Origin of the sequence: Paraburkholderia sp. (assembly GCF_024281035.1) — a bacterium.
Classification (GTDB): Bacteria; Pseudomonadota; Gammaproteobacteria; order Burkholderiales; family Burkholderiaceae; genus Paraburkholderia.
In genome coordinates this window covers 141,340-156,934 of the sequence record NZ_JAMXLH010000032.1, presented here as the reverse complement: position 1 = coordinate 156,934, position 15,595 = coordinate 141,340, and the positions used below count along the sequence as shown (strand labels likewise).

The window sequence follows — 15,595 nt, the reverse complement described above, 5'->3', positions numbered from 1 at the left end:
ATACCGCCGACGCCCCTGGTTTTCACTTCACCTGCTGAAGCGAGACGGTCAGGTCGACCTGACCATCGTCCTTGAGCGCCGTGATATGCGCCTCAATCACCTGCACCTTGAACTGCTTGCGCACATCGTCGAGCCAGACAGTCGACGCCGGAAACGACGCGTTCTTCATCTGCACCTGCGTTGTCGCGCCGATCAACTGCACCTGCGCGTTCGGCAAGCCGTGGTCGGTCAACGACGCCGTTAGCGCGTCCTTGAGCGCCTGGCCGCTCGGTGCCACGCTCGCCGCCGCGCTCGCGAGCGAGCGCGCCTCGTCGGCCTGCGCGGTCATCTGCGCGAGGTCGCGCCGCATCGCGGGCAGGTTCTCCCGCAAGCGCAAGCGCCCATCAGCCGCTGGCTGCCAGAGTACCGACCAGCCGATCGCCACGGTGAGCACCGCGCTGCCCCACGTCAGCAGCATCTTCTCGCGCGGGTTGCGCGCCTCCCAGAAATTCGTCCAGGTCTCGGCCCATGCGCCGCTCAAAGCCGATGTCTTCACGTTGCGCTCCTGATGGTCCATTTGCCCGTGCTGGCGTCCGCCGTGCCCGCGAGGCCGTTGCTCGTGAGGCGTTTGGCGAGATCGGCGTCGACGTCGACGCCGTGCTTGAAGGTCACTTCCAGACGCCGGTCGTGATAGTCGAGCGCCGCGATGCCGTTCGCGGGTACCGGGCCGAGCGAGCGCGCGAGGCCGTCGGCGAGCACGAGGAAATCGTCGGGCGAAGGCACGCCCGCAGCCACTCGCAGTTGCGACAGCTGGCGCGTCATCTGACCCGCTGGGTCGAGCACGACCGTGGTCTTCGGAAACGCATTGAGGAGCAACTCGGTCATCTGCGCGCTGATCGCGTCGCGCTGGCGAGCGAGCATCAGCCACTGCACGTTCGCACTGACGACCGCTACCACGACTGAGGCTGCCACCAGCGCGATGGGCACGCGCAGACGGCGCAGCGTCACGCGGTCGAACCGCCATCGCTGCACGAGGAACTCGAACTGGCACAGGTCGAACTTGCAGGCAAGCGCACGCCTCGCGAGTGCCTCGAAGCTTAGCGGCTGCGCGCCCGGCAATGCTGCCGCGAAGGTCGCCTTTTCGGCGGCATCACCCGGCTCGCCGGACAGGCCGGTGAGCACATGGAACGTCACGTTCGCGTCTCCTGCCAGCGCCTCGACCGTTGCGGCCATGCTAGCCGCCGGCACCGCGAAGCCCTTCGCCGCGGTGCCACGCACAATCGAGAGTTCGAGCAGCGTGCCAGGCACATCCGGGGCGGCACCTGCCATGACGGTTGCCACGTCCGGCGAAAATGCCGGCGCGGTTCGCATGACAGCGCCGTAGACGCAGGCCGTCACGGGCTCGTTTCCGTCCACCGAGGATTCAGCAGATTCCGCGTCAACCGCCAGGCCCGTGCTTTCGCCCGCCGCAGCTTGCCCAACTGCTTCTGACTCAGCGGGCTGCGATTCAGCCGGCACGCCCTGGCCCGGCGCTTCAGGTAGGCAAAGCGCCACCGGCACCGCGCGCAGGCTACGGTGCCCGGCGCCCGTAAAGGCTTCGACGAGGAAACGAAACCACGCCCGGTCGATCGCCGCGACGGTCTGCTTCCCGTCAGCCTGGGTCGCCGGATCGAGCGCGAGATGGCAGGCCTGCGGATCCTGGATCAGATGCTCCTCGACGATATTCGGCAGCGCCTGGCGCAGGCGCGGCCCCTTGAGCGGCGGCACGCTGGCGCGGACCATGAGCAGATCGCGCGCGGCGATCAGCAGGATGGTGGCCGATGCTTTCGGTAGCAGCCCGAGTGCCGCGCGGCCAGCGCGCTGCGTATGGCCCGCCTTGTTGAACAGCAGGAATGGCAGCTCGGGCAGTTGCCATTCCTGCGCCTGGACCGCCGGATCGCGCGCCGGCATGAGAACGATCAGCGTACTCAAACGCACCTCTTTTCGATGTTGGACGGGCACAGGTTCATGGTTCGTCGCGAACGCGCACGATGCTCGTCGAATGGGTGAGCGGATCGCGCCACACGAGCGTCGTGCGGTTCACCACCGCGCGCCCGTGCTGCACGCGGCCATGCACCAGGAAATAGCTCGTATTGACGTCACAGAGCGTCGTATCGACAGTCGTCTGTGCGGCGCCGGCACCTTGCAGCGCGAGCTGCACGTCGGCCACGTTACGGAAGAACACGGACTGGCGGCGCGCGACCAGGGCCTGCGCGCCCGATAGATTCATTTCCGGCACGATCGCCGCAATGACCTCGGCGCTCGCGGTGTTCATGTTCACGGCCGTCGGGGTGGGCAGGATCGTGACGAACGGGCGCAGCCGCGCCACGATCTCAGGCGTGAAGCCAGGCACGTCGAGGAACGAGTCCAGGCTCGTCATCTGCAGCGGCGCGACGGCGCTGTTGGTGTCGGCATCGGCAAGGCCGGGGTTGTCGGTGTACGCGCCGCCACCCGTCGAACCGCCGCCTGCGACCACTTGGGGCTGCGAGGCGCCGTTCGCCGCGGCGGCTGGCATCTGGAAGCGCGTGGCCGAGTAAGCCAGTGCCGAGCGCAGATAGACAGCGGTGTTCTTCGCGAGCTGGCCGTTGATGCCAAGGGTCTGCAGAAGGCGCGCGAACGCCTCGATCTGCGAGAGGTTCAGTTGCAGTGTGCCGGTCGCCGACGCCGAAACGAGATTGCGCACATTGAAGCGCGCCTGGGCGTCTTCGATGGAGCCGGAGAGCCAGGTGTCCGCGCCATCCTCGGCCCGCGCCTCGCCGATCTGGCCGAAAAAGTCCGAGAACCGTGTCTTCGCAATCGGCATGCTCCACGCGCCGCCCAGCCAGGTGACGCCTGCCGAGGTTTCGGCTTCGGAGCGCAGCACGCGGCGCGTCCAGTCGACCGCGGCACGCGCGATCCATAGCGCCTGGGCGTGCAGCCGCTGATTCTCGACGCGCCGGACTTGCACCTGCTCCCGCCAGAGGATGCCCGAGACGAGCATCGCCGAAAGCGAAACCACCAGCAAGGCGGTGATGAGCGCCGCGCCGCGCGGCGCACGGCGACGCGCGGCGCGGCCTGATCGTGAGGAGCCAGGGTATCGGCGCATGCTCATTCCCCCACCAGTAAAACACGCGTGACCGGCCGCGTGAGCGAGCTGGAGCCGACACTCACTTCGATCCCCCTCACCACGCGCGGGACCGGCGCGTTGCCGAGCTGCGCCACCGCCACGCCATTATTGCCGTCGGCAACCTGTTCGCTGACCGCGCTCATGTCCGCAGTCCAGCCGACCTTTGGCACATAGAAGCGCGCGTTGATCGAGCCCACGCCCCGCATCATCGGCAACGCGCTCCAGGTGTCGCTCACGTCGCCGCGCAGCGCACGCCGCAACGCTCCGAGATTGGCGAGCGGCGGCGACGCATAGCGCACCACCTGCCCCGCAGTCACGCGATAACGCACCACCTGCAGGCGCGGCGGCGCGCCCGGCGGCACCGCGAAGGCGCGCACGAACTGCAGCGTGCCGCCTTCGAGGGCGATCGCGGGCGCACCCGCTTCATCGTCGTTCGCGGCCATGCGCGCGTCGATTCGCATCTGGTCGAACATCTGCGCGAAGGCGCGCTCTTCGGCCATCGAGCGCGTGATGGTCTCGCGAGCGCGCACGATCGCGTCGAGGCCGCGCCACGAAAGCAGCGCCACCACGGCGAGAATGGCGATCGCAACGAGCAGCTCGATCAGCGTGAAGCCGCCCGTGCGTCGCGCGCGGTCACAGCGAGCGGTTCGTCTCATTGGCAATTATCGTGACGAGTTGAGCGAGATTGCCGGCGCGGCCCGGCGTCGTCACTGACACCTCCACACGGCGAAAAACTGGATTGGGCGTCGCCGTGACGCGCTGTGTGCAGGTCAGCGCCAGGTTGCCCTGTGAGCAGTCAAAACTGCTCTCGCCAGTGTCGGGCCAGCCATGGTCCAGGCGCAGCCGCGCGAGCGCGTTGTCGGCGCTCCAGCCCGCGAGCAGGCGGTCGTGCAGAGCAGCCTCGCTCGCGGCGAGACTGCCCACGGCGCGCAGCGAAGCCGCCAGGGCGATCGCGATGATGGCGAGCGCAACCAGAACTTCGATCATCGTGAAGCCACGAACCGCGGCGCAGCGACGAATATTCCGACGCGCCGGGGCACCCGTGCAGGAATGGGCTGTGGAGCGCATCTCAGTGGACCTCGTAACGACCCGTGCCGGTGCCGACGATCGTCGCACGGCCCGACGGCGAGAAGAGCGTGATCTGGACTGATTGCTCAACGGCCTCGGTGCCAAACACGAGGCGGTTTGAGTGCGGGGTGTCGTCGCCGCCGGGATACGTGATTGTCGCGCCGGTCACGCCGCCTTCCCAATGGCGCTCGCTGAACAGATCGTCGTGCAGCGGACGCCAGCCATCCTCGGTGCGCACATCGAAGCGAAAGCCCCCCGCGACCGGCTGCCAGGCGAGCGGCCGCGAACGCACCTGTGCCTCGTCGCTGGCGGATTCGAATAGCAGCGCAAGCCGCTGCGCCTCTTCATTGAGGTCGGTGTGCGGATTGCGCGTGATCGTGAGCGACGCGAGCGCGACGAGAATCCCGGCGATCAGCAGCACGACGAGCATTTCGATCAACGTAAAACCCGCCGGGCGGGCGCGCATGGACTGTGTCGGATGTGTGCGCATCGAAGTCCCCTTTTGGCGGCAAAAGAAGCAGGAATGCATGGGGCTGAAGGATGTGGAACTAACGACTCACACGACGCACGGCGTGGACGGTGCCTGTTGCCGCAACCTCGGACGAGGCGCCGAAACCTGCGGCAAGGAAGGGCTACTGCCAGGACCCGACGTCGGCGTCATTGCCTTCGCCGCCCGGCTTGCCGTCGGCGCCGTAGCTGAACACGTCGATCTCGCCATGCACGCCCGGAGTCAGATACTGGTACTGCTTGCCCCACGGATCGTTGGGCAGGCGCTCCAGATAGCCGCCATCCTTCCAGTTGTTCGGCACGGGGTCGGTAGCCGGCTTCTGCACGAGTGCCTGCAGCCCCTGGTCCTGGGTCGGGTAGCGCCCGTTGTCGAGGCGATACAGCTTCATCGCCTGCATGATCGTGCCGATGTCCTGGCGTGCGGCGACGCGGCGCGCTTCATCGGGGCGGCTCATGATCTTCGGCACGATCAGCGCGGCAAGAATGCCGAGGATTGCAATCACGACCATGATTTCGATGAGCGTGAAACCGCGTTGGCGGCGCGCGCGCATCCCTTTGATTCCGGCCCGGCATTTGACCCGCATGGACATGATTTCCCTACCTCCTCGCAAATGATTGTTGCGGCGCCACGGTGAACGCCAGGCTGTTTCATGGTGATGTCACACGATGACGCCTTTGAGCCCCTCGCTTCATGACCCGGCTCATCACGCAACATGCGCCATCAAATCGTCCAAAATACTCCGTACAATCGAGCGCATGAACCCACTGCAAATCCGTCTTCTGTCACTCGCCGCCGGCGCGGTGTTCTGCGCCACGGCTGCGTGGTCGGCGCTCGAAATCTCCACCACGCGCGCCGCTCCCGTGCAGGCCGCTGCCGCTCAGGCGAGCGTCTCGCTAGACCAGGCCGGTACGCTCTTCGGCGGCAAGCTCGAGCACAACATCGTGCAGGACATCCACCTCTTCGGCATCCTCGCGATTTCGAAGGGCGCCGCGGCCATCGTGAGCGTCGGCGACGCCCCGGCGAAAGCGGTCTCGCTCGGCGGTCCTGTCGGCCAGGACGCCACGCTTGCCGAAGTGCACGCCCGCTCGATCATCATCGACCGTCACGGCGTGCATTCCGAAATCTCCCTGCCGGCCAACGCCGCAGGCCCCACCATCTACGTCCGCTGAATCACCGCGCGCCGCGCCTCTTAAGCGCGTTGCGCGGCTCACTGCACCAGATTGTTCAGTTCGATGATCGGCAGCATGACCGCGAGCACGATCACGAGCACCACGCCGCCCATCGCGAGAATCAGCAACGGTTCGAGCAGGCTCGTGAGGAACATCGTGCGCCGCTCCAGCTCCCGCGACTCGCCTTCCGCCGCACGGTCGAGCATGGTCGTCACGTCGCCGGTCGCCTCGCCCGAGCGGATCAGGTGCACGAGCACCGGCGGAAACGTCTTCGTATTGCCTAGCGCGCGCGAGAGTGACGTCCCTTCGCGCACGCGCACGATGGCATCGTCAACGTTCGTGCGCATGGCGCCGTTCGAGAGCGTCTCGCCCGCCGCCTGCAACGCGCGCAGGATCGGCACGCCCGCCGCGCTCAGGATGCCGAGCGTGCTGGCAAAGCGCACGGTGTTGTAGCCGCGCACGAGCTTGCCCGCGAGCGGCGCGGTGAGCAGCCAGTGGTCGAAGGCGAGGCGCGGGCCGGGCCGGCGCAGGATGGAGCGCGCGATCCACGCGACGAGCGCCACGACGATCAGCACCGCCCACCACCAGTGCCGCACGAAACCCGAGAGCGCCATCATCACGATCGTGAGGAATGGCAACTGCTGTTTCGTGCTCGCGAACACGTTGACGACCTGCGGCACCACATAGCTCAGCAGGAACGTGACGATGCCGAACGCAATGAGCGTGACGATCGCCGGGTAGGTGAACGCGAGCACGATTTTCTGCTTGAGCGCGTTGCGCTGCTCGATGTAGTCGGCGAGGCGCGAGAGCACGATGCCGAGCTTGCCGGTATGCTCGCCCGCCGCAACGAGCGCCCGATAGATGTCGGGGAAGTCGCGCGGATGCTGCGTGAGCGCGTTCGCAAGCGAATGGCCGCCGAGCACCTCGGCGCGGATCGCCGCCATCAGTTCGCGGATGTAGTCGCGCTCGGCCTGTTCGGTGAGCACCGAGAGCGCCTCGCCAAGCGGCAGGCCCGCCGTCAACAGACTCGCGAGCTGGCGCGTCACGATCGCCTGTTCACGCTGCGAAAGACTCCGCCCGAGCGCGAGCCGCTGCTCGCGCGCGCCGCGCGTGCGGCTCGCGGCCGGTTCGACGACGAGCGGCGTCAGGCCCTGGCCGCGCAACTGCGAGCGGGCGCTGCGGGCGCTGTCGGCGTCGAGAACGCCTTTTTGCCCCTTGCCCGTTGCGTCGATCGCTTCGAAACGGAATGCCGGCATGTCTGTCTACGCCCCCGCCTGGTTGCAATCCATCATGCGCCGCCCGTGACGCGCAGCACTTCTTCGAGCGAAGTCGTACCGGCGTCGATCCAGCGCTCACCATCGTCGCGCAGCGTGCGCATGCCTTGCGCGCAGCCGGCCGCGAATATCTCGGCATCCGCGGCGTGGCGGTGGATCAGCGCGCGGATTGGCTCGTCGATGAGCAGCAGTTCATACACGCCGCGGCGCCCGGCGTAGCCCGAATGACCGCAGCGATCGCAGCCGACCGGATGCCAGCGCTTCTTGCCGTCGTCTTCCTCGCGCTCTTCCTTGCAGTGCGGGCACAGTTGCCGCACGAGCCGCTGCGCGAGCACGCCGAGCAACGACGACGCGAGCAGATACGGCTCGACGCCCATATCGGTGAGACGCGTAACCGCCGAAGCGGCATCGTTCGTGTGCAGCGTCGCCAAAACGAGGTGACCCGTCAAAGAAGCCTGCACGGCGATCTGCGCGGTTTCGAGATCGCGGATTTCGCCGATCATGATCACGTCCGGGTCCTGACGCAGGATCGAGCGCAGCGCGCGTGCGAACGTCATGCCGATGCGCTCGTTCACCTGAGTTTGTCCGATGCCCGGGAGGTCGTATTCGATCGGATCCTCGACGGTCATGATGTTCGTCGCCGCCGTTTCGAGCCGCGACATCGACGCGTAAAGCGTGGTCGTCTTGCCCGAGCCCGTCGGCCCGGTGACGAGCACGATGCCGTGCGGCTTCGCGATGAGCCGGTCGAACTGCTTGAGTATGTCGCCGGCCATGCCGAGCGCCGATAGATTCAGCCGCTGCGCGTCCTTCTCCAGCAGACGCAGCACCGCACGCTCGCCGTGCCCGGTCGGCAACGTCGAAACCCGCACGTCGACCGGACGCCCGCCCACGCGCAGCGTAATGCGACCGTCCTGCGGCAGACGCTTTTCGGCAATGTCGAGCTGCGCCATGATCTTGATACGCGAGATCAGCGCGCCGTGCAGTGCCTTCTTCGGGCGCACGACGTCGCGCAGCGTGCCATCGACGCGAAAGCGCACCACTGACGCATTTTCGAACGGCTCGATATGAATATCGGAAGCCTGCTCGCGCGCGGCCTGCGTGAGCAGCGCATTGATCATGCGGATGATCGGTGCGTCGTCTTCGGATTCGAGCAGGTCCTCCACTTCGGGGATGTCCTGCATCAGACGCGACAGATCGACTTCGCCCTCCACCTCGCCGACCACCTGCGCCGCGCTGCCGTCCTGGCGCGCGTAGGCCTGGTTGATTGCGTGGGTGAGTTCATCGGCGAGGACGCGCACAAACTGGATTGCGCCGAAGTTGCGCGCAACCTCGGCGATCGCGGCAGAGGTCGTGCGTTCGCTGATCCACACTTCGAGGCCGTCCACGCGCTGCTGGGCGACGAGGATCTGACCGCTCTTCGCGAAGCCGTAAGGTACGAGGCGCGCCGCAAGCGGCGATGGCGCCTCGCGCTCGCCGACAGCAGGAGCCGGTGCCTGCGCGAGCGCGTTCACGGGTGCGGTCCCGGCGATTCGACGTTCGTCGCGGCGCCGCTCTGGGCAGTGGGCTCTGCGGGAGCCATCCCTGTCGTTTGTTGACGCCTCATCCTGTCGAGATCGAACAGGTTCAGCGGGGATCCACCCTGGCTCGGGCCGACCGGCATCGGCGGCACCACCGGATCGTCGCGGTCCTTCACGAGGTTGTTGTCGGTGCGGTATGCGCCTGTCACGCCCTGGATGTAGTCGTAGCGGTTCGACGTCACCGCACGCGTCGTGTCGCCGTCGGACATGATCACCGGACGCAGGAACACCATCAGGTTGGTCTTCGAGCGCGTCTTGTTTTCCGAGCGGAACAGTTGGCCGATCCATGGGATGTCGCCGAGCAGCGGCACCTTGCTGTTACTGACCTGGTAGTTGTCCTGCATCAGGCCGCCGAGCACGATGATCTCGCCGTTGTCGGCGAGCACGGTCGACTGGATCGAACGCTTCGTGAAGTTCGGACCGGCCGGATTCGTCGTCGCATTGGTGGTCCCGTTCACGATTGCCGAGTCCTCCGTGTACAGCTGCAGCTTCAGGAGGCCGCCATCGATGATCTGCGGCTTGATGTGCAGCGTCAGACCGACGTCGACGCGCTCGAACGTGTTGAACGCCGCGCTCGTCGCACCGCTCGTGAGGTTCGAATACTGGCCCGTCGAAATCGGCACGTTCGTGCCGACGACGATCTTCGCGTCCTGGTTGTCGAGCGTGACGAGGTTCGGCGTGGACAGCACATTGGCATCGCTCGACTGCGACAGTGCCTGCAGCAATCCGCCGAGCCCCTGCGCGCCGAACAGGTTGTGCACCCAACCGACGTTCAGGCCCTGCTGGAGGCCCTGGGCTGCGAGCGCGCCTCCGATACCCGCCGGGCCTGCCGCAGCTGCCGCCAGATTGACGATGCTGTTGCCGCTGCCGGTGGCGAGATTGGTGCCGGCCAGCACGTTGCCGCTGCCGATCTGCCACTGGATACCGAGATTGGCGTTCGTGTCCGAGTTCAACTCGACGAGCAGGGCTTCGATGTAGACCTGGGCGCGCCGCCGGTCAAGCTGGTCGATCACGGTGCGCAGATTGCGGTACACCGCGTCTGGCGCCGTGATGATGAGTGAATTGGTCGCCGGATCGGCCTGGATCATGCCGCCCGGCGTGTTCTCGTCGCCCTTGTCCTTGTCGCCGCCGAGGAACGGTGCGTCATTGCTGCCGCCGGCACCCCCGCCCGACATCGGACCGCCCGTGGACGTGCTGCCGCCGAGCGAACTGGGCAGGGGCGGCGTGCCCGGGGTGCCGGTCGAGGTACTGGAGCCGCCGCCCGAATTCTGGTTGAACGCATTTGCACTGCTGCCGGACGATGACTCGCCCCCGCCTTTGCCCAGCATTCCGCGCAACGTCCTGGCAAGCTGCACTGCGTCGGCGTTGCGAAGCGCTACGACGTGCATGTTGCCTGGCACGCTCGTAGGCGCATCCAGTTGTCTCGCCAGCTGGGTCGCGGATGCGAGGCGCTGCCCGTTCGAGGCGCGCAGCATCAGCGAGTTGGTGCGCGGGTCGGCGACGACCGAAACCTTCAGCGACGGGTCCGACGCGCCGATCGCGCCCGGATCGAGCATCTTCGAAATTTGTGACGCAATGTCGAGCGCATTGGCGTTGTGCAGCGGCACCACCTGCACCTGCTGGCCCGCGGCCGTGTCTACGCCGGCGATGATCGAGGCGATGCGGCGCACGTTATCCGCGTAGTCGGTCACGACAAGCGTGTTGTTGCCCGGATAGGCGGCGATGGTGTTGTTCGGCGAAATGAGCGGGCGCAGCACGGGCAGCAGGTTGTTCGCCGACTCGTTCTTGAGCGTGAACACCTGCGTGATGACCTGGTCGCCCCGCGCAGCCGGCGCATTGCCCACAAAGGTGGGCACGCCTTGCAGCTTGGCGTCCGCTTCGGGCACCACCTTGAGCACGCCATGGTCTTGCACGAGCGCGAAGCCCTGCATGCGCAGCGCCGCTTGCAGCGTCTTGAGTGCCTGGTCCTCGGGCACGGGGTTCTCGGAAACGAGATTGAGCTGCCCCTTCACGCGCGGATCGACGATGATCGTTTTGCCGGTGGCGGCGCCAATCGCCTTCGCCACAAGGTCGATATCGGCGTTGACGAAATTGAGCGTGACCTCCGCGTGCGCAAGCTGCGCTGTCATGAGTCCGCTCACGAGCAACGCCGCGACGACGCGGCGCAAAGCCATACGTTTTCTTCTCATGGAGATCATTTCGAAGCCGGCGATCACCACCGCCGGCAGACAAGCGTCACGAACACCCAGGCAAACATCAATCTGCCCACGAGATACTGAGGATCGTCCTATGAGTTACCGCCGCTCATCGAGCGCGATTTGACGTTCATCTGACGGTTAAGAAGGAACGACATTAACAGCCTTCTATGTCCATTTTGTGCATTGATTATGTTCAATGAAACGGCACCGTAAGGTGCCGACAGGCCACCCTTTGGCAGGCCGTTCATACGGCTGCCGGCTGTAACGACGCCCACAATCGGGACACTCGCCGCATCAGTTGCCCGGCCCCTTATAACCGTCGTCGAGCGTCTTGAGGAACGCGATGATGTCCTGAATGTCGCTCTGCGTCATCGCGGGCTTGTCGCCGAACTTGCGGTCGAACGGCGCATCGATCACGTCCACGTTCTTCTGGAACCGTGCCGGGATATCGTCGTATTTTTCGATCTCGCCGTCGGGGCCGTGCGGATAAAGCTTGCCCGGGTTCGTGTTGCGCTCGTTGTAGAACGCCATCACCTGGTCGAGCGTGTGATAGATGCCGTTATGGAAAAAGACAGCGCGCGTGGCCGCATTGCGCAGCGTCGGCGTGAGGAACATGCCGCAGTACTGCGTCTGCTCCTTGAAATCCATGCGGTACGGGCCGCAAACGCCCAGATCGAAGAAGTGCGGGTTCTGGTTTTGTTCAAGCTTGTGGTTGCGCGGCACGCCCAGCGCCTCGTACTGGTAGTCCGTGAACATCGGCGGCAGGCCGTCCTTGCCGGGCTTCGAGACGTGGCAGCCCGCGCAATTCGCCTTGTTCGGGTCGTTGAAGAGGCGCATACCGCGCAGCTCGGCTTGCGTGAGGCGTGCGTGGCCCTCGAGCCAGCGGTCGTACTTGCTGTTATACGGATGGAACGACGGGTCTTCCACCTGATAGCGCGAGATCGCGAACATCGCCTCCGAAACGACCATCTTGGGGTCATTGAAGATTCGTGATCCGAATAATTGCGTGAAGGACTTCGCGTAAGGCGATTTCTCGAGCTTCGCCGACACCTGCTCGATGCTCGTGTTCGCCATCTCCACCGGATTGAGCAGCGGGCCATACGCCTGCTGTTGCAGCGTGTCGGCACGACCGTCCCAGAAGAGGCCGCCCTGCGGCACCATCTCCACCGAAGTCGACGCGCCGCCCGCCACCTTCTGCGACTTCACGACGTTGGCTGCCGCCGTGGCCTGCTGCACCACCGTCGCGGCATCGTCGCTTTCACTGGCGTCGGGGCCGATGCTGAAGTTCGGCTGGCGATAAAGGTACATGAGCGAAGGCGGCGGGCGGTGGCCCTGCTGATTCATCGCGATGCCGCCCTGTTGTACGTCGAGCCCGTTAGGCGGGCCATAGGCGTGCGCGGGACTGTGGCACGACGCGCAGGACTGCTGGCCGGAACCCGAGAGCGCCGGATCGAAGAAAAGCTGCTTGCCGAGCTGCGCCATCGCCGTGAGCGGCGCTACCGGGGGGCGCTGCAGCACAACCGGATGCGGATTCGCGCCGGTCAGGTTCTCCGCGGCCTCGCCGACTGTATCGGGCACGGCAGCCGGAAATGCCAGGGCATAGGCGCCGCAGCCAAACGCGGCGACCACCATGACGGCGGCGCCGCGCAAGACGGGGCGCGTGCATTTCGCTGCGGCGTGCGGCGTGGGAGAAGACGGTGTAGGCGAAGCGGGAAGCTCGGGCATGTTGTGATCTGTCTTCTGCGAAATTCCACGAAAGGAAAAAACGGGCGGCGAGCGATTGAATAAAGCCGTGCGCCCTTCCCACGCTGCGGGTGCAGCTGGAAAACGGCGCACGGAAGTCATGCCTCAATCGTCAGCCGAACTCGCGCATCAGCTCTTCGGAGCCTTGTCGAGAGCCAGCCCCGTCAGCGGGTCGAGGAAGAGCTTGCGCTGCTCGACGTGGCTCTTGCCCGGACGGTCGAAGTCGAACATGCCCATGATGCTGCCCGACGTCGCATCGAACGAACCGCCACCGACACGCTGACCATCGAGCCAGTTGTCTTCGATGAAGCGAACCACCGAAGCTTGATCGATGCGCGTATGGTCGACGTAGTTCTGCTTCGCGTAAGGCGAGATCACGACGAACGGAATGCGCGTGCCCGGACCGCAGCGGCCGTTCACCGGCTTGCCGTTCACGCCGTTCGGTGCCGAACCCGAACCGCAGATGCCGGGGGCATTCAGCTGGTCAGCGACCGAATCGAACGACGAAGCCGTCGGCACGGCATAAGCGTGGTCATACCAGCCGTCCGAGTCATCCCATGCGACAACGACAGCGGTATCGTTCCAGTCCTTCTGCTGCTGCAGGAAGTTGACGACCTTCGCGACGAAAGCCTGCTCGTCGAGCGGATCCGAATAACCCGCGTGACCATCCTGGAAGGCCGGTGCCTTGAGAAAGCTCACGGCCGGGAAGTTGCCGGCGTTCACTGCATTGAAGAAGTCGTCGGTGTCGTACTGGTGGTTAGCAGGATCCGGCGTGTGGCCGTTCGCTTGCATTGTGTGGCCGACCGCGGCGATCGAGCTCGGGCGCAAATGATTCGGATTCGACGTCGACGCGTAGTACTGGAACCAGTTGTGGTGCGGAATATAGTCGGCCGTGGCCGCGCCAACGACGGGCGACAACGTGCTGCGCTTGCAGCCAGTCGTGCCGTTGCTGTTCGTCGTTGCGAGGTTGAAGCCGCCCATGAAGCCGCCCCACGTGATGTTGCCCGCGTTCAGCAGATCGCCGATGTTCTTGCCCGTAAACATCCCGGTGTCGGTCTTGCTCGAGCACAGGTCATAGCCCGGGTCGACGTCGTTGATCAGCGTGAAGCCGCCCTGGCCGTCGTTCACGTAATACGAGCCTGCGGCCGAAGGTTGCTTCGTCGTCAGCACCGGCACGAAGCCGTTGGTTTGCCCGGCCACCACTTCGATCGCGCCCGGCGTCGATGGACCGTAGGTCGACGTGTACGCGTTGTCGCTCATCGCGAACTGTTGCGCGTAGTTCCACAACGCGGTGACCGTGTTGCCGTCGTAATAGCCCATCACCTGACCCTTCGTACCGAAGGCACCTGCCCCTCCGTTCGTGCCGTTACCCGTGTACTCCGGGAACAGGTCGGCCGCGCCGGCGTCATATGCCTGCTCTTCGGCCGTATAGGCATGGTTCTGGTCGGCCGTAGCCGCTTGCGTGCGGTCGAGACGGAACGGATTGGCCGCGCCTGCGCCATTGGCCGGATTCGTGAAATTCGGGTTATTGCTGAGCAGCGCGCCCGAAAGACCATTCACCTCGGGGGTGCCGGGCAGCGCGTTGAATGCCGGCTCACCCGACGGGTTGGCCGCATGCGGATAGGTCGCGAAGTAATGGTCGAACGAAACGTTTTCGCCATAGATCACGACCAGATGCTTGATCGGCGTAGCCGTGCGAACGTCGTTCGGGTGGTTCTTGTCATGGCCGTCACCAGCACTCCATGCGAGTGTCGATGCGAAAGCTGCGGCCGTAAGCGTGCCAACTGCCATGTGACGCAATTGCATATTCGGCTCCTGGTTACATTCGTGTTGTCGCGGGGGGATGACCCTGGAGTGCGCAGGGCAGGGACTACCAGACCCGCATCTGGTTGATGCCGGGTGGGTGCGGGAGGCTACACGGCAGTAGGATTAAAGCAGCGAGGCGTGAAGGCTCTGCGTCAGAGTTTTTACAAAAATATTTCTGGAAAATCTGACTGACGTCAGACGTGAAGCAATCTACCGCGGAATAAAGCGCAGGAAGTGGCTCACGTCCGTGCAGCAAACCCTTGGCCTGCCGCCGGTTTTAGTGCGAAGCACAGTTAGAGTCCGAGGTTAATAATTCCTTCGCTTCGTGGGCCAGCGGGAACTGCATTGGCGCCAGATAGCCGAGCGAGCTGTGGGGCCACTCGGTGTTGTACTCGATACGCCAGTGCTCAATCAAACGCCTGGCGTGGCGCATGGAAACGAGCCAATACTCGTTCGGGCATCAACCGGAGTGCATTCATCTTTAGCTCTAGCATCAATACCGCCCGCACCGACGTTAATAACGCAGACTCGTCACATGTATCGATCCCCTGCAGGATCGGTCAAGGTATTTAATTAGTCACGGGTCCGTTTGGTCCAGCGGCTTGAATGCCACCTGGTTCACTAACGAATCCTTTTGCGGCAATACCGGATAAACATGCGTGACCGCCGCCGCAACCTTTCGACCGGGAATTGCCACCAACCCAGCCACAGCCCCTGTGGCTTTAATCAGACTCCTTCGCCGCATTCTTATGCCCCATGAGATTAATTTTCAATCCAAATTTATTCAGACGTATTTCCATATCCAACTACTTCAAGATCGTTTATTTTTATTTCCCAACAGTATGAGACTGATTCAAAAAAACGGACCATCTGGAAGTAGAGAAATCCGGCATGATGCAACCCCGACAGGAAGGTGTTATGCCGTGAAGAAGAACAGATACACCGATGAGCAGATCGCGTTCGCGTTCCCCGGTAATCCTCGATGAACCATAAAAAAGCCACCTTCACGTGGCCTTTTGCGTCTTGGTTGGCAAGCGAAACGAACAAAGGACACTGACGCATGCCGCGACAACCGCAAGACCCGTCACCGCTTTGTGTTGAACTTCTCCCGGAGCCCGGCGCGCTGTC

The 15,595-nt window shown here is 64.6% G+C and carries 13 protein-coding genes and 1 pseudogene; 1 reads left to right on the top strand and 13 read right to left on the bottom strand.

Annotation, left to right across the window (positions count from 1 at the left end):
• Positions 1-22: 22 nt before the first annotated feature.
• The 7 genes from Q0L30_RS12035 to gspG form a co-directional block, all read right to left on the bottom strand.
• A complete protein-coding gene (locus Q0L30_RS12035) occupies positions 23-556 on the bottom strand; it encodes a type II secretion system protein M (protein ID WP_296655193.1) in 534 nt (177 codons plus the stop codon).
• Positions 532-1,950 (bottom strand): type II secretion system protein GspL, encoded by a 1,419-nt coding sequence (gene gspL, locus Q0L30_RS12030; RefSeq protein ID WP_296655191.1) that lies wholly within the window; start codon positions 1,948-1,950, stop codon positions 532-534. Before gspL ends, Q0L30_RS12035 begins: the two co-directional genes overlap by 25 nt.
• Before the next feature lie 34 nt (positions 1,951-1,984).
• On the bottom strand, positions 1,985-3,103 hold the full coding sequence (gene gspK, locus Q0L30_RS12025; protein ID WP_296655190.1) for a type II secretion system minor pseudopilin GspK: 1,119 nt from the start codon (positions 3,101-3,103) through the stop codon (positions 1,985-1,987).
• A gap of 2 nt (positions 3,104-3,105) precedes the next feature.
• Positions 3,106-3,780: a type II secretion system protein J gene (locus Q0L30_RS12020; RefSeq protein WP_296655188.1), complete on the bottom strand. Its 675-nt coding sequence runs from the start codon at positions 3,778-3,780 to the stop codon at positions 3,106-3,108.
• Entirely contained in the window at positions 3,758-4,192 is a 435-nt protein-coding gene (gene gspI / locus Q0L30_RS12015; protein WP_296655187.1) for a type II secretion system minor pseudopilin GspI, read from the bottom strand. The genes Q0L30_RS12020 and gspI overlap by 23 nt, the downstream gene beginning before the upstream one ends.
• Position 4,193: 1 nt before the next feature.
• On the bottom strand, positions 4,194-4,658 hold the full coding sequence (locus Q0L30_RS12010) for a GspH/FimT family pseudopilin (protein WP_296655185.1): 465 nt from the start codon (positions 4,656-4,658) through the stop codon (positions 4,194-4,196).
• A 166-nt stretch (positions 4,659-4,824) separates the two neighbouring features.
• A complete protein-coding gene (gspG, locus tag Q0L30_RS12005) occupies positions 4,825-5,283 on the bottom strand; it encodes a type II secretion system major pseudopilin GspG (RefSeq protein WP_296655339.1) in 459 nt (152 codons plus the stop codon).
• 172 nt (positions 5,284-5,455) lie between these two features.
• Here gspG and Q0L30_RS12000 point away from each other — a divergent pair, with 172 nt between their 5' ends.
• On the top strand, positions 5,456-5,869 hold the full coding sequence (locus tag Q0L30_RS12000) for a general secretion pathway protein GspC (RefSeq protein WP_296655183.1): 414 nt from the start codon (positions 5,456-5,458) through the stop codon (positions 5,867-5,869).
• A 38-nt stretch (positions 5,870-5,907) separates the two neighbouring features.
• On the opposite strand, the gene gspF is transcribed toward Q0L30_RS12000, so the two are convergent.
• The 6 genes and pseudogenes from gspF to Q0L30_RS25795 form a co-directional block, all read right to left on the bottom strand.
• Positions 5,908-7,125, bottom strand: a complete 1,218-nt coding sequence (gene gspF / locus Q0L30_RS11995) for a type II secretion system inner membrane protein GspF (RefSeq protein ID WP_296655181.1) — start codon at positions 7,123-7,125, stop codon at positions 5,908-5,910.
• A 32-nt stretch (positions 7,126-7,157) separates the two neighbouring features.
• Entirely contained in the window at positions 7,158-8,654 is a 1,497-nt protein-coding gene (gspE, locus tag Q0L30_RS11990; RefSeq protein WP_296655180.1) for a type II secretion system ATPase GspE, read from the bottom strand.
• A complete protein-coding gene (gene gspD / locus Q0L30_RS11985) occupies positions 8,651-10,894 on the bottom strand; it encodes a type II secretion system secretin GspD (RefSeq protein ID WP_296655337.1) in 2,244 nt (747 codons plus the stop codon). The genes gspE and gspD overlap by 4 nt, the downstream gene beginning before the upstream one ends.
• Positions 10,895-11,212: 318 nt before the next feature.
• Entirely contained in the window at positions 11,213-12,643 is a 1,431-nt protein-coding gene (locus Q0L30_RS11980) for a cytochrome c peroxidase (RefSeq protein ID WP_296655177.1), read from the bottom strand.
• A 147-nt stretch (positions 12,644-12,790) separates the two neighbouring features.
• Complete coding sequence (locus Q0L30_RS11975; RefSeq protein ID WP_296655175.1) at positions 12,791-14,467, bottom strand: alkaline phosphatase family protein; 1,677 nt, start codon at positions 14,465-14,467, stop codon at positions 12,791-12,793.
• Between the two features lie 277 nt (positions 14,468-14,744).
• A pseudogene (locus Q0L30_RS25795) lies at positions 14,745-14,915 on the bottom strand (integrase core domain-containing protein); the annotation flags it as partial.
• Positions 14,916-15,595: the final 680 nt, after the last annotated feature.

Excerpts from the sequence above, each read along its gene's own strand:
- Q0L30_RS12035 (WP_296655193.1), bottom strand. The coding sequence starts at position 556 with ATGGACCATCAGGAGCGCAACGTGAAGACATCGGCTTTGAGCGGCGCA.
- gspK (WP_296655190.1), bottom strand. The coding sequence starts at position 3,103 with ATGCGCCGATACCCTGGCTCCTCACGATCAGGCCGCGCCGCGCGTCGC.
- Q0L30_RS12020 (WP_296655188.1), bottom strand. The coding sequence starts at position 3,780 with ATGAGACGAACCGCTCGCTGTGACCGCGCGCGACGCACGGGCGGCTTC.
- gspI (WP_296655187.1), bottom strand. The coding sequence starts at position 4,192 with ATGCGCTCCACAGCCCATTCCTGCACGGGTGCCCCGGCGCGTCGGAAT.
- Q0L30_RS12010 (WP_296655185.1), bottom strand. The coding sequence starts at position 4,658 with ATGCGCGCCCGCCCGGCGGGTTTTACGTTGATCGAAATGCTCGTCGTG.
- gspG (WP_296655339.1), bottom strand. The coding sequence starts at position 5,283 with ATGCGGGTCAAATGCCGGGCCGGAATCAAAGGGATGCGCGCGCGCCGC.
- Q0L30_RS12000 (WP_296655183.1), top strand. The coding sequence starts at position 5,456 with ATGAACCCACTGCAAATCCGTCTTCTGTCACTCGCCGCCGGCGCGGTG.
- gspF (WP_296655181.1), bottom strand. The coding sequence starts at position 7,125 with ATGCCGGCATTCCGTTTCGAAGCGATCGACGCAACGGGCAAGGGGCAA.
- gspD (WP_296655337.1), bottom strand. The coding sequence starts at position 10,894 with ATGGCTTTGCGCCGCGTCGTCGCGGCGTTGCTCGTGAGCGGACTCATG.
- Q0L30_RS11980 (WP_296655177.1), bottom strand. The coding sequence starts at position 12,643 with ATGCCCGAGCTTCCCGCTTCGCCTACACCGTCTTCTCCCACGCCGCAC.
- Q0L30_RS11975 (WP_296655175.1), bottom strand. The coding sequence starts at position 14,467 with ATGCAATTGCGTCACATGGCAGTTGGCACGCTTACGGCCGCAGCTTTC.